This window comes from Sediminibacterium sp. C3 (genome assembly GCF_000508085.1).
Taxonomy (GTDB): domain Bacteria; phylum Bacteroidota; class Bacteroidia; order Chitinophagales; family Chitinophagaceae; genus Sediminibacterium.
On record NZ_KI669560.1, the window covers coordinates 2,319,460 to 2,333,060 of the forward strand.

General features: G+C 40.6%; 11 protein-coding genes. 6 read left to right on the forward strand and 5 right to left on the reverse strand.

Annotated features, from left to right (window positions below; translation table 11 throughout):
- Positions 1-124 precede the first annotated feature (124 nt).
- Positions 125-3,403: a TonB-dependent receptor gene (locus F777_RS0110775; protein ID WP_051408564.1), complete on the forward strand. Its 3,279-nt coding sequence runs from the start codon at positions 125-127 to the stop codon at positions 3,401-3,403.
- A 59-nt stretch (positions 3,404-3,462) separates the two neighbouring features.
- On the opposite strand, the gene F777_RS0110780 is transcribed toward F777_RS0110775, so the two are convergent.
- From F777_RS0110780 to F777_RS0110790, 3 genes are all read right to left on the reverse strand, one after another.
- Positions 3,463-4,281, reverse strand: coding sequence for an IS3 family transposase (locus F777_RS0110780; RefSeq protein WP_026751387.1), 819 nt, complete (start codon positions 4,279-4,281; stop codon positions 3,463-3,465).
- On the reverse strand, positions 4,278-4,682 hold the full coding sequence (locus tag F777_RS18615; protein ID WP_026751388.1) for a hypothetical protein: 405 nt from the start codon (positions 4,680-4,682) through the stop codon (positions 4,278-4,280). The genes F777_RS0110780 and F777_RS18615 overlap by 4 nt, the downstream gene beginning before the upstream one ends.
- A gap of 166 nt (positions 4,683-4,848) precedes the next feature.
- On the reverse strand, positions 4,849-5,664 hold the full coding sequence (locus F777_RS0110790; RefSeq protein ID WP_026752053.1) for an alpha/beta hydrolase: 816 nt from the start codon (positions 5,662-5,664) through the stop codon (positions 4,849-4,851).
- Positions 5,665-5,741: 77 nt separating this feature from the next.
- On the opposite strand from F777_RS0110790, the gene F777_RS0110795 reads away from it, so the two are divergent.
- The 5 genes from F777_RS0110795 (at position 5,742) to F777_RS0110815 (ending at position 11,223) form a co-directional block, all read left to right on the forward strand.
- Positions 5,742-6,695, forward strand: a complete 954-nt coding sequence (locus tag F777_RS0110795) for an ATP-grasp domain-containing protein (protein ID WP_026752054.1) — start codon at positions 5,742-5,744, stop codon at positions 6,693-6,695.
- A 20-nt stretch (positions 6,696-6,715) separates the two neighbouring features.
- Complete coding sequence (locus F777_RS0110800) at positions 6,716-7,825, forward strand: carboxylate-amine ligase (RefSeq protein WP_026752055.1); 1,110 nt, start codon at positions 6,716-6,718, stop codon at positions 7,823-7,825.
- 219 nt (positions 7,826-8,044) lie between these two features.
- On the forward strand, positions 8,045-8,524 hold the full coding sequence (locus tag F777_RS0110805; RefSeq protein ID WP_201767602.1) for an RNA polymerase sigma factor: 480 nt from the start codon (positions 8,045-8,047) through the stop codon (positions 8,522-8,524).
- The gene (locus F777_RS0110810) at positions 8,525-10,162 is read left to right on the forward strand and encodes an outer membrane beta-barrel protein (RefSeq protein WP_026752057.1); all 1,638 of its coding nucleotides are present in this window, start codon (positions 8,525-8,527) and stop codon (positions 10,160-10,162) included. It begins immediately after the preceding gene.
- 35 nt (positions 10,163-10,197) lie between these two features.
- Positions 10,198-11,223: a hypothetical protein gene (locus F777_RS0110815; RefSeq protein WP_026752058.1), complete on the forward strand. Its 1,026-nt coding sequence runs from the start codon at positions 10,198-10,200 to the stop codon at positions 11,221-11,223.
- Between the two features lie 57 nt (positions 11,224-11,280).
- Here F777_RS0110815 and F777_RS0110820 read toward each other — a convergent pair whose 3' ends face one another.
- Positions 11,281-12,504 (reverse strand): TCR/Tet family MFS transporter, encoded by a 1,224-nt coding sequence (locus F777_RS0110820; protein ID WP_026752059.1) that lies wholly within the window; start codon positions 12,502-12,504, stop codon positions 11,281-11,283.
- 26 nt (positions 12,505-12,530) lie between these two features.
- A complete protein-coding gene (locus F777_RS0110825; RefSeq protein WP_026752060.1) occupies positions 12,531-13,592 on the reverse strand; it encodes a saccharopine dehydrogenase family protein in 1,062 nt (353 codons plus the stop codon).
- Positions 13,593-13,601 lie beyond the last annotated feature (9 nt).

The window sequence follows — 13,601 nt, forward strand, 5'->3', positions numbered from 1 at the left end:
GCATATAACTACTATTACCTGCCAGGTATGATGTTTATAAACCTCCTTCTAAGGGTATATTATTTTAACAAGATTTTGGGGACAATCGGGTTTAGTTGGATATTTGCAGCACAAAACCAAAATTATGAGAATTTTTAAAAGAATTTCAATGATTATGGTTGCCGTATTAGCAACTTTGATCACAACCGCCCAGGTTACTACGAGTAGTATCACGGGGGTTGTAAAAACTGCTGATGGGCAACCCGTTGAGGGCGCAAGCCTTGTGGCTGTTCACACGCCATCTGGTACACAGTATTCTACTTTAGCCAAGAAAGGCGGTGTATTCACCTTAGCAGGTTTAAGAACCGGAGGTCCTTATACACTAAAAATCAGCTTCACTGGTTTAAAGGTAGAAACAGTAAATGATATCTATCTTTTATTGGGTGAACCTTTCGTAATTAACCCTACCCTTCTGGACGAATCTAAAGTGTTGAGTGAAGTAGTGGTTAATGCATTGAAGAAAAAATCCAGCGGTGATAAATCCGGCGGTGCTTCAACAGTAATCAATCAGCGTATGTTAGGATCAATGCCTACCATTAGCCGTAGCATTACCGACTTTACCCGTGTAACTCCACAGGCAAACGGTACCAGCTTCGCAGGTAGAGACGGAAGATTCAACAACACGCAGGTGGATGGCGCTAACTTAAACAACAACTTTGGTTTAAGTTCTGATCCTCTTCCTGGTGGTGGTGCAAGCCCAATCTCGATTGATGCGATTGAAGAAGTTTCTGTAAACATTGCTCCATTCGACGTAAGACAATCTGGTTTTACCGGTGCTGGTATTAACGCTGTAACCAAGAGCGGTACCAATACATTAAAGGGATCTGTTTACGGTTTATACAGAAATCAGGATTATAACGGTTTAAATGTAGGGAATGCGAAATTGCCTGCTCTAGTTAAATCTAGCAACAAAATCTTTGGTGCTACTTTAGGTGGTGCAATCATCAAGAATAAATTGTTCTTCTTTGCTTCTTATGAAGAAGAAGAAAGAAGCCAGCCTGGTATTACATTTAGCCCAAGAGGTGGATCTGGTAACGGTAACGTAAGTAACACTAATGTTGACTCTCTGCAAAAATTTGCTAATCATCTAAGAACTACTTACGGATACGATCCGGGTTCATTTGACAATTTCCCCAACTTCGCAACCAAGAACACAAAGATTCTTGGAAAAATTGACTGGAACATCAACAACAACCACAAGTTGACCTTAAAATACTCTGAACTTGTTAACAACAACGATCAGCAGTTAAATGGCTCCAGTATTCCGAATGGTCCTAGTTTCAGACCTGTTGGTGCTGCTGGTTCTATCAACCGTTTGCCTAATAACCGTTTCAGCTTGAACTCAATGTCATTTGAAAATTCAAACTACAAGTTCAAGGATATTGTCAGAACCGGTTCTATTGAATTGAACTCTAACTTCAATGGCAAGTTCTCTAACCAGTTCATTGCTACTTTCTCTAAAATTCAGGCAACAAGAGCGGTTGCTGGTGGAATCTTCCCTACCATTGATATCTTCAATAACAATGGACAGAACTATATGTCTGCGGGATCTGATCCTTTCACCAGAAACAACGACGTTAAAAACGACGTGTTCAACGTGACCAATAACTTTACTTATTATGCAGGTAAACATACCCTAACTGCAGGTGCTACTTATGAGTATCAGCGTGTTGGTAATATGTTTATGCCTGGTTCTGCCAGCTACTATGCATTCAATTCATTGAATGATTTTATCAACAACAGAGCCCCGGTTGCATTCTCTTACACTTTCTCACTGGATCCAAACAAGCCAGCTGTTTACGCAGCTGATCTTAAAATTGGTCAGTTAGGTGTATATCTTCAGGATGAATACAACGTAAACGAAAACTTTAAATTGACTTATGGTTTACGCGTAGACAAAGTGATTTTCCCTGAAGCTCCATTGGAAAATCCAAACGTATCTGCACTTTCTTTCCCAGACAGAAATGGTGTTCCAACCAATTACAAAACCAGCGAGTGGCCTAAGCAAAATAGTGTATACTTCTCTCCTAGAGTTGGATTCCGTTACAAAATCGATGATGAAAACATTGTAGTTCGTGGTGGTACTGGTTTATTCACTGGTAGAATTCCATTTGTATATTTAACCAATATGCCAGGTAATAGCCAGATGTATCAGGCAAGTCAGGCAGTAACCAACCCAGCTTTATTAGGCAACTTCTTATTCAATCCAAATCCGGATGCTTACAGAGGAAGCTTTAGTCCGGTAGCTGGCGTATTGCCAAACAATGCTAACATTGTGATGATGGATAGAGAATTCCGTTTCCCTCAAATTTGGAGAAACAATATCGCAATTGACAAAAAGTTGGGTAATGGCTGGAGCTTAACTTTTGAGGCCTTAATTACCAAGGACATCAATGCGGTTGTGATGAGAAATGCTAACCAAAAAGCGCCTAATTCTCAGTTGAATGGCGGTGGCGATTTAAGACCAAGATACGCTGCTACAGCAGACAGAAGATTGTATAGCAATATTGGTTCTGCAATCATTCTTGAAAATGCGAGCAGAGGAAACAGTGGATCTTTAACTTTTATGGTGAGCAAAACTTCTACCAAAGGATTCTCTGGTATGTTGGCTTACACCATGAGCTATGCTAATGAACTAACTGCGAATCCAGGTAGCCAGGCAACTTCTACTTGGCAGAGCAACCCTACCACAAGCACACAGAACGATTTGCAATTGTTTAATTCTGCTTATGTAACTCCACACAGAATCATCACCAATATGTCTTACAAGTTTAATACTGGTAAGCATCTGGCAACAACCATTGGTTTATTTGGTGAAATAGCAAGAGGCAACAACTTCAGCTATACTTACAATGGAGATTTAAACAATGATGGAAACAGTACCTCTGATTTGATGCACATTACTGCTGCTCCTATTTTTGTTCCATTAGCCGCTAGCGGAAGCAATCCTGCCAGAACGGTACAGGAACAAGCAGATGCGTGGTTACAATTTGTTCAGAATAGTCCTTACTTAAGAAAGAACATCGGTAGAAATGCAGGCCGTAACGAAGTTTATCTTCCATGGGTTGCACGTTTCGACTTAAGAGTAGTTCAGGATATCATGGCTAATATTGGTGCGCGCAAGCATACTTTACAATTAACTGCAGATATCTTTAACGTAGGTAACTTGTTGTTCAAATCAGCAGGTGTAAGACAGATCGCTACTACTACTCAGCCTTTGATCTTCAGAGGTCTGGATACACAGGGCCGTCCTACTTTCAACCTACAGCAACAAAATGGCCAATTGGTAACCAAGCCTTGGCAAGACAACCTAAGCTTAGCCAGCACATGGTCTATGCAATTAGGTGTACGTTATATCTTCTAATTAAGAATAATGAATTGTCCTGAAATAGGTTGACAGTTTTAAAATAAGTCCCGGTTGCCTCAGGTAGCCGGGATTTTTTTGTTGTAGACCTGATCTGGCGTTTTCATTTGAAGTGCTAGATGTGGTCTTTTGTTGTTATATAAAAATACACTTTCTTGAACTAACTGTTTGACCTGTTCTTTACTTTTCAATTTCCGATCCATTCCAAATTCTTCTTTTATGGTACGGTTCATTCTTTCGGCTAATGCATTTTCGTAAGGGTCTCCATTTTCTGTCATGCTTAATTGTATATTATTTTTTGCTGTCATTAGCACATATTCCTTGCTACAATATTGCAATCCTCTGTCTGAATGATGGATGGTTGACATACTTGGGTTGTTTCGTTGTGTTACAGCCATTTTCAAGGCTTCAATCATACTTTCGGTTTCCATATTATCTTCAACAGCATAGCCCATGATTTTTCTGCTGTAGGCATCCGTTATCATGTTCAAATAACAATTTCCTTGTTCTGTCTTGATGTATGTTATATCGCTTACCCAAACTTCATCCTGATGATTTATTGTTTTCCCCTTGATTTGATTAGGCCATTTTCTTAGCCAATGTTTACTCATGGTTGTTTGTGTGTAGCGCCTACGGGGATTGATTTGTAACCCATAATGACGCATTAAGCCAAAGAGCTTATCCCGACCAAACTTCAGTCCATTCTTCTGTAAATCTTCTTTAATCAGATAGTATACTTTGCGCGTTCCAATTCTAGGCAGTTGTTTTCTTTCCCTATCCACTAGCTTTTTGACAGCCTCTAGTGTTAACGTCTTTTTTATCCTATCTTTTTGCTGCTTGTATACATTTTGACGACTGTAACCTAAGACTAATGCTATTCTTCCGACGCTGTATTCTCTTCTTTTTCCCCCTGTTTGTCGGAAGCTGCTTGTGACAGGGGTAAGAACTTTTTTCTAATCTCAGTATCGAACATATCATCGGCAATATCTATGGCTCTATTTAATATCTCTTTCTCTGCTTCAAGCCGTTTGATCTTTGATTCCAATTGCGATATGTACGTCTTCGGTGGTGCTTTCTTTTTCATGGGAGATTTACTAGTCCAATCTAAAGTTCCGTGTTTTCTTAACCATACCAAAACGGTACTTCTTCCCTGGATGCCATACTTCTTTTGACTCTGTTTCCAGGTTAAGTGCCCTTTTTCAACTTCATCAACTACCTGAAGTTTAAAGGATAAGCTGTAGTCCCTTTGGGTTCTCTTTAAATAATTGTTACTCTGCATAAGTCAACTTTTGTGTCAACTTATTTTAGGACGAGGCATAACATTGATAGAAAAAGCCCCGATTTTTAATCGGGGCTTTTTTATTGGAAACAAATGTTAAGGGCTAACAAAGCGGGGGTAAAAATAGAGTGACATTTGAAATGGCTAGGTGAACAAGCTGCAATTCTTATCGTCCCCAACCCCACTTCAAAAAGTCAGGCATGGCTTTTTCCCAGGTCTCCACATCGTGCTTGCCATCTTCCAATTCCAAATAAGCAATATGCTCATCCGTAAATCCCTTGGCCTTTAACGCAACAATTAAATCCAATGCATCGTCAATGGAATCAATCACGCCATTGTTATTGCGGTCTGCCGTTTCATCTAGCGTACCACACTCAATAAAAAACTGCAGCCAGGGATAGAACTTGCCCTTCCTAACCTGCAAGTGCATCAGACGATCCAGCTCATCATCATATCCATCCTCATATCCTTTTCTTCTCCACCACAAAGAGGGGCTGAACATGCCCACTTTTCTGAACTCACTTGCATGATTCCAGGCAATGTCCATGGCACTTAATGCGCCCAGTGAAAAGCCAGCAAATGATTTATCTCTGAAAGAGGGAGCATTGAATTTTTTGCGGATAAAGGGAAGCAGTTCTTCAAAAATAAACTTCGTGTATAAACCAGCAGATGCTCCTCTACCCTTAAAGTCTGCAGAGTAAGCCGTACCGTATTCCATTTTCCGATTGGGCCCGCAATGAATACCAATGCAACAGATAGGCTCTAATTGTTCTTTCTGAATTAAACCAGCAATCATTCCCAGAAAATCCATCTTCACCAGATCCTGCCCGTCATTAATCAGCAATAAAGAGGTTTGATCAAAGCCATTCATTTGCGTTGGCAGGTAAATATCAATGGTAACTTCTCTTTCCAGGTACTCAGAAGGCAATAGGCAGGTTTCCAATTGTACCGATACTGCCTCAGTGGGAGAATGTGCGTGCATATGCTCAAAAATAGGGTATTATATTTTTTTATTTATCATCTTATGACTTAAATTACAACTGAACCAAAAAGGCAAACATGAAAAAAATCGGGATTCTGTTTGGGCAGGAAAGAAGCTTTCCGCAGGCATTCATAGAAAGAATCAACAGTAAACAGGTTAAAGGCATAATGGCAGAACCTGTTAAAATTGATAAAGTAATTCAGGGAGAAGATAGTGGTTACGCAGTTATTATTGACCGCATTAGCCAGGACGTTCCATTTTATAGGGCGTACCTGAAAAATGCCGCATTATGTGGAACAGCCGTAATTAATAACCCCTTCTGGTGGAGTGCCGATGAAAAATTTTTCAACAATTGTTTGTCTACCAAAATAGAGGTACCCGTTCCTAAAACCGTCATATTGCCTTCAAGGGATTTGCCAACAGATACGGCCGAATTATCTTTCAGTAATCTATCCTACCCATTGGATTGGGAGGGCATATTTAAATATGTTGGGTTTCCTGCTTATATGAAACCCTTTGCAGGAGGTGGATGGAAAAATGTTTACAAACTAAACGATCAGCAAGATTTTTTTGAAAAGCATTCTGAAACGGGCCAGCTGGTGATGTTACTTCAGGAAGAAATTATTTTTGAAGAATATTACCGTTGTTACTGTATTGGAGGAAAATATGTAAGAATCATGTCTTACGAACCACGTAATCCTCATCATTTAAGATATGCAGCAGACTTTAAGCCCTCTGCAGAAAAGCTAAAAATGATGACTGATATTGTATTAAAAATCAACCAATACCTGGGTTACGATTTTAACACAGTTGAATTGGCATTAAGAGATGGAGTCCCTTACGCTATTGACTTCTGCAACCCTGCACCGGATGCTGATATTAAAAGTGTAGGTCAGGAAAACTTTGACTGGGTGGTTGAAACCGCTGCTACCTATGCCATTGAAAAAGCACAATCACATCAGCCAGGAAAAGACAATCTAACCTGGGGTGAATACATTAAAAGAAGTGCAAACGGTAAGCCATTATATTAAGTTGATAGAATAAGACAAGTATGTCAAGAATAAATTACAACCACTTCACACTCGGCGTTGAAGAAGAGTACATGGTAATTGATCCCCTCTCACGCGAATTAAAAAGCCATGAGCAGAAAATTGTGCAGGTAGGTCAGTTAACTTTAAAAGACAAGGTAAAAGCAGAAATGCATCAGGCTGTGGTAGAAGTGGGAACAGATATCTGCAAAAACATAGACGAAGCTTTTAAAGACGTTGCTTCCCTGAGAGGAAATATTGCACAGATTGCGGGAGACCTGGGTCTCTGGGTTGGCGCGTCCGGAACTCATCCATTTAGTCATTGGGAAAACCAGCTCATTACCGATCATGTTCGTTACAACCAGATTGTAAACGAGTTACAGGAAGCTGCCCGAAGCAATTTAATTTTTGGCCTGCATGTGCATGTTGGAATGGAAGACCGAAAAATGGCCATACATATTGCGAATACGGCCCGGTATTTTCTTCCACACGTTTATGCATTAAGCACCAACTCTCCTTTCTGGGAATCCAGGGATACCGGCTACAAATCTTTCCGAACCAAAGTGTTCGACAAATTTCCCAGAACCGGCATACCAGATTACTTTGAAAGTTTTGAGGCTTATGAAAATTATGTAAACCTGCTTATCAAGACCAATTGTATTGACAATGCAAAAAAAATCTGGTGGGATTTAAGGGTACATCCCTTTTTTAATACGGTTGAATTCAGAATCTGCGATGTGCCCATGAATATCATGGAAACCATGACCATTGCTGCTTTGTTTCAGGCCATCTGTGCTAAAATTTATAAACTCCGAAACCAGAATCTGAATTTCATGATGTATCAGCGATCCCTGATTAATGAAAACAAATGGCGAGCCAGCCGATATGGAATTGATGGCAAGCTCATTGATTTTGGTAAAGAAACAGAAGTAGAAACCAAGGCCTTGATTTACGAATTATTAGATTTCGTGGATGATGTAGTGGATGAATTGGGAAGCAGACATGTAGTAGAACATGTCACCAAAATATTTGAAAGAGGAACCGGGGCAGACAGGCAATTGAAAGTATACCGCGAAACCGGCAGTCTGATTAGTGTGGTAGATTATATCCACGACCAGTTTTTGAGCGTTTAAGTTTTCTGCTCAATTGAGCCCCAAACATTAAAATATTCACAAAAATTAGAAGCCCCTGCCAAACAGGGGCTTTTTGGTACAATTTTGTATTATTTAATTCCTTCAGGCAGCATTTTACCAAAAACTGCCCTCTATTAAATGTCAACCCTAAACCACCCTCTTTTGACCGAGCACGAGTTGATAAAAGGCTGTATACAACAGAACCCCGCATGCCAGCGTATGCTATTTGAAAAATACGCAGGCAAAATGATGGGGGTATGCCTCCGCTATGCCCAGGATAGTATGGAGGCGGAAGACATGCTGCAAGATGCTTTTGTAAAAGTATTTCAGTACATCGGTCAATTTAAATTTGAAGGCTCATTCGAAGGCTGGATCAGAAGAATTGTAGTAAATACAGCCATAAGACACCTGGAAAGAAAGAAGATGAGCTTTAAGGAAATTGATGACCATCAACCAGATCTTCCTTCAGTGGATCCCAGTGCCTATCATTTTCTGGGGGAGGAAGACCTAATGAAACTCATCAGTGCGCTCCCGGAGGGATACAGGATGGTATTCAACCTAAGTGTGATTGAAGGATACAGCCACGATGAAATAGCAGAAATGCTGAATATTCAGGCGGGCACCAGCAGGAGCCAGCTGGTAAAAGCCAGAAAAATGTTGCAGAGTCAGATTCTGCAACTACAAAAGATTGCCGTTTAAATGAACAACAAAGCGTTCGATACTATCATACACCAAAAACTGCATTCGTACAGCGCTCCTGTACCCGCGGGATTATGGGATAAAATTGCCGCTAAAGATTTGTCGGAACCCAGTGATCCTTTTGACGAATTTGTTCAACATAAACTATATCATCATACGGCAGAAGCACCTTCACAACTTTGGGATAAAATACAAACGGCATTAATTCCACAGGAACCATTCACTGCCAATCTGGATGAAGGTGAAGAAGAGAAAAAAAGAAGAAGGTTTATATTTTGGTTACCGCAAGAATTAAGGGTAGCTGCTTCCGTAGTATTGGTTTTATTAATTGGAACCGTAGCTGCGTACTTATACAATTATCGTTTTTCCGCTGAAGCTGTAAATGATAAGTCCGCTGCTCCTGCTCAGGTGCAGGAATCAGGATCTACCAATCAGCCTGCTTTGGTACAAGAAAATCCAAACAAACAAGACGATCAAAATAACTCAGTAAATACAGTTGAAAAAATGGCAACAGGAGATGTAGTTGCTGAAACAGCCCCCAATACTGCATCTGCAATTAAAAAAGAAGAGAAAGCGAGAAATGCGTCACTATCATGGAAACTAGACAAGAAAAACAAAACTGCTTCCTTTAAAGAACGCGGTTCTGTTTTTCCATACGATCAGCGTTTAAAAAACAATAGTCAAAACAAGCTTACTGTTGATCGAACTCTTCTGAATAAACAGTCTGAAGTAGCGCTTGAAGTAACCGAGTCCCAACCTGAAGAAGAAGCCTATTCTCTTGCCGAAAAAGCAGGCAATGCATTTATCAGACAAAATAAAACTGCCTGGCGGGGAAACAACCACAATGTAAATGCCTATCAGCATGCATCCAGTTTTAAAAACGTAATCATTTGCCCCACCGATAGAAAAAGAAGAAATCCTGACTGGGATCTTGAAGTGTACATTTCTCCGGATATGGCTTTTAAAACCGTCAGCAACAATACAGCTACAGCCCAGTTATTAAACAGCAAAGACAGTAGCGAGTCGTTAAGACCTGGATTCACTGCTGGTTTTAGAATCGTAAAACCACTGAATGATTATTTATCCATTAAGACCGGATTGCAATATTCGCAGATTAATGAGCGATTCACTTACAAAACAGAAAACGAAACCAGAACCACCACCGTGGTAACGGTTCGTTCTATTGTAAGAGCCCCGGGAGACACATTGATTGTAAGAGACACCAGTACCCTAACACAGGTTGGGTTTAAAACCAATACTGTAAAAAACAGATTCAGAAGCCTGGACATTCCCGTTCTCGCAAGTGTTCAATTTGGCAACGACAATTTAAAATGGGGCATCACCGCCGGTGCGATTGTTAATTTATCCAGCTGGTACGAAGGGGTTTTATTAGACAGCAGCCTGGCAGCCGTTGCCGTTGGCAAAGACAATGGCATGATGTATAAAAAGAATATTGGTCTAGGCTTATATGCAGGTTTTCATGTTACTAAAAGAATCAACTACAATACACAAATCTTTTTTGAACCCTATTTCAGATATAATTTATCGAATATGACTACAACAGGTGCACCATTCAATCAAAAGTTTAGTATTGGTGGACTGGCAATGGGTCTAAGATTTAATTTAAACAGCAGATAGGCAACAATTAAAATTAATACAGTATCTATAACATAATGTTACGCAAGTTTTTCAAATATTATTTCACTGCTCTAACAGGTATCTTTTTGTTTACTGCCTGTAACAAGGAAGTATCAGATGGAAATAATTTTGTTCTGTATAACAATGACCTAAGGAACGATACTACATGGGCTACCGGAAGCTTTACTAGCACTGGAATACAACGCATGTTAGATTCAACAGCCGTATACAAACACAATGATACTATGATGGGAACCAATGCAAAAACCATTGCGTTTTCTGAAAAATTCAGTGTGTATTTCCCGGCTAATGCTTTCGTAAGCAAAACCGGGGACAGCATTAAGGGACCCGTTGAAATTAAATTGTTACTATTGGATGAAAAGGGGGAGTTTATCAGAACTGTAAAATCATCCGAGAACCCTGGTCATATGCTTGAATCAGATCTGGCATTCTGCCTGATTGCCACTTCCAATGGAGAAGAATTAAAAATTGCTCCTGGCAAAAAATACCGTATCAGAGCTGGCAACAAATACGAACAGGTAAAACAACAGATGAAGATTTATTCAGGTGAAGAATCTGTAACCTATACCTCACAGGTATTAGCTGACCCGCAGTTTTTCTGGAAAGAATCGAATCCATTGAATGTACAGCAATCTGTTTACAGAACCAATAATGGAAGCAGAGACATAGAACATTACGAAATTAGTACTAACCAGCTACGTTGGATAGCAATTGCCACCCCCAATAACAACCTGGGTAATACCAATAAATTGCATGTTTTGCTACCACCCAACTTCACTAATAAAAACACCATTGTTTTTGCAACTGCTGACGACTATAATACAGTGATTCAATTGTTGCCAGAGATGAGTTCCCGGTCATTCAAATCGGAAATGATTCCACAACAAAAGAAGATTCACATCATAACACTCTCTTTAATTGGCAATCAGTTCTACTATAGCGAAACAGGATATTCCTATCTGAACAACAAAATCTATGTTTCAATTAAGCCGGAAAAAAAATCACTGGCCGCCATTTTAAACAGTCTTAAAAAACTATAAGAACAGTTCATGACGCATATCGGGGGATATGCCGGCCCTGCCTTCGGCAGGGCCTTACTATTTTTTCACCTTTTTCAGATGCAATGCGTTGTATGCCCAGATCAGGCTGAACAACATCAATACTGCGCCCAATAAAAAAGATGCGCCGGGAAAATAAAACGGAGCAGTTGGCCCGGTAAAATAAGCGAAAGTGCCCGTCATCATAACCGGGCCCAAAACAGAAGTAAGACTCATCAGGCTGGTAAGGGCACCCTGCAATTCTCCCTGTTCATTCGGCGGCACATTGCCCGAAATAATAGACTGTAAAGCAGGTCCTGCAATCCCTCCCAAACAATACGGTACCAGAAAAGCAAACATCATCCAGGTTTGTGTAGCAAAAGTAAACAGCAATAGCCCGAGGGTATACAAACTCAATCCAACATACACACTTTTCTCATTCCCAATCCGGGGATTGATAACCCGAATCAACAAACCCTGTACAAGCGCAATCAAAAATCCAACTATGCCCAGCGAAATTCCAATCAGCTTAGGTGTCCATTTAAACTTTTCAATATTCACAAAACTCCAGTTGCTTTGCACACTATGTGCCGCCAGATAAATCAATATCAGCGATCCAATTAAACCGGCAACAGAAGGATACTTTCTCAATTGCAACAAAGAGCCCAGGGGATTGGCTCTCTTCCATTCAAATTTTCTTTTCAGGTGTTTGGGTAAGGATTCCGGCAATACAAAATAACCATACAACCAATTGGCCAATGCCAACCCTGCCGCAACAAAGAAAGGAAGTCTGGATCCATGCTCACCCAGTAAGCCACCCAACAAAGGACCAATGATAAAGCCCAATCCAAAAGCAGCCCCAATCATTCCAAAATTCTGCGCCCTGTTTTCAGGGGTACTTATATCAGCCATATAAGCGGAAGCAGTGGTTATGCTGGCTCCGGTAATTCCTGCAATAATTCTACCCACAAAAAGCCAGGCAATAGAAGGTGCAAAAGCCACAAATAAATAATCCAGGCCAAATCCAAACAAGGAAAAAAGCAAGACGGGTCTTCTACCATACTGATCGCTCAGGTTTCCTAGAATTGGAGAAACAGTAAACTGCATGATGGCATAGGAAAAAGTAAGCCAGCCACCATACTGAGCCGCCAGGCTGGTACTCGAATTCTGCAATAGTTCTTCAATCAGCCTGGGCACTACAGGAATAATCAGCCCGAGACCAATAACATCAATCAAAATCGTGATAAAAATAAAACCAACTGCTGCTTTTTTATTAGAGGCCATAGAGAGCAAATATGAAATAAAAATCCTTAAGATGCTACCAGTCTTCTCTTCACACCGGGAATTTCCATTACCAGGTCCTCGCCAAAGCAGGCTGCAGGCGTTTGATAGCCCGGCTTAAAATTTCCTGAAAGTATTTTTTGGGCAATCAATAAGCTGCTGATAGCAGTTAATGTATAGCCTTCCGGTCCTTCCTGAATAGCAGCAATCTGCTGCCCGCTGGCATTTGTTACTTGTCCCCATACCATGGATTTTGCTTTCGAGCGCATCTCATCGCTGGGCCCCGCAGGCATTTTTTTAATTTTCTTTTTATAATAATTTCTCACCAGCGACAATTTCAGAATCCAGTTAAATCCTCTTTGCCATTTAAGCATTTGGAATGTTTTTGGAGAAGCTCCGGTATAGGTTTCAATATTGGGAATACCAGTAGTGGTATACGCAGTAGAAATATCTCCCCAGGGAATGGTCATCACAAATAATTTCTTCAAACCAAAGTCTACCCACATGCCCTTATGCCCTAAAGGAACCCGGGTAATTTTTCCGTTCAGTCGAACCGCACTTCCCTCCCCCATACCTTCTGCCATGGTGGCGGCAGTACCATGTGATAATTTTCCACCAATGCTTGCAAATGCCAGTTTCAAATTCACAGCATCGGGCATTTGGTTTTTTAAAAACAAAGCCATGCAATCGGTTGGAACCACATCAAAGCCAACACCGGGCATAATCATGATATTTTTCGCACGAGCAAGACCATCCATTCTTTTGAGCATTTCAAAAACAGTAATCTCTCCAGTAATATCTATATAATGGGTTCCTGTTTCCAGGCAAGCTTCCACCATGGGTTTAGCCGTATGTATAAAGGGGCCTGCAGCATGCAATACCAGCGGAAAGGAACGAAGTGCCCCAACCAATTTTTCCTTATCAGCAAGATCAATCACCTGATAACTAAGTCCGAGTTCCGAACCCATCAACTGCAGCGCAGATTCATTTCTGCCCGCCAGCACAGGCGTTAAGCCATACTCTTTTGCCATCCTGGCAATTAATCTACCGGTATATCCATTGGCTCCGTAGAGTAAAAATTGGTTTTGCATCCCGTAAAA

Bases quoted from the DNA above. Each gene is read 5' to 3' on its own strand.
- F777_RS0110790 (WP_026752053.1), bottom strand. From the start codon at position 5,664: ATGCACGCACATTCTCCCACTGAGGCAGTATCGGTACAATTGGAAACC.
- F777_RS0110795 (WP_026752054.1), top strand. From the start codon at position 5,742: ATGAAAAAAATCGGGATTCTGTTTGGGCAGGAAAGAAGCTTTCCGCAG.
- F777_RS0110825 (WP_026752060.1), bottom strand. From the start codon at position 13,592: ATGCAAAACCAATTTTTACTCTACGGAGCCAATGGATATACCGGTAGA.
- F777_RS0110800 (WP_026752055.1), top strand. From the start codon at position 6,716: ATGTCAAGAATAAATTACAACCACTTCACACTCGGCGTTGAAGAAGAG.
- F777_RS0110820 (WP_026752059.1), bottom strand. From the start codon at position 12,504: ATGGCCTCTAATAAAAAAGCAGCAGTTGGTTTTATTTTTATCACGATT.
- F777_RS0110805 (WP_201767602.1), top strand. From the start codon at position 8,045: ATGCTATTTGAAAAATACGCAGGCAAAATGATGGGGGTATGCCTCCGC.
- F777_RS0110810 (WP_026752057.1), top strand. From the start codon at position 8,525: ATGAACAACAAAGCGTTCGATACTATCATACACCAAAAACTGCATTCG.
- F777_RS0110815 (WP_026752058.1), top strand. From the start codon at position 10,198: ATGTTACGCAAGTTTTTCAAATATTATTTCACTGCTCTAACAGGTATC.
- F777_RS0110775 (WP_051408564.1), top strand. From the start codon at position 125: ATGAGAATTTTTAAAAGAATTTCAATGATTATGGTTGCCGTATTAGCA.
- F777_RS18615 (WP_026751388.1), bottom strand. From the start codon at position 4,682: ATGCAGAGTAACAATTATTTAAAGAGAACCCAAAGGGACTACAGCTTA.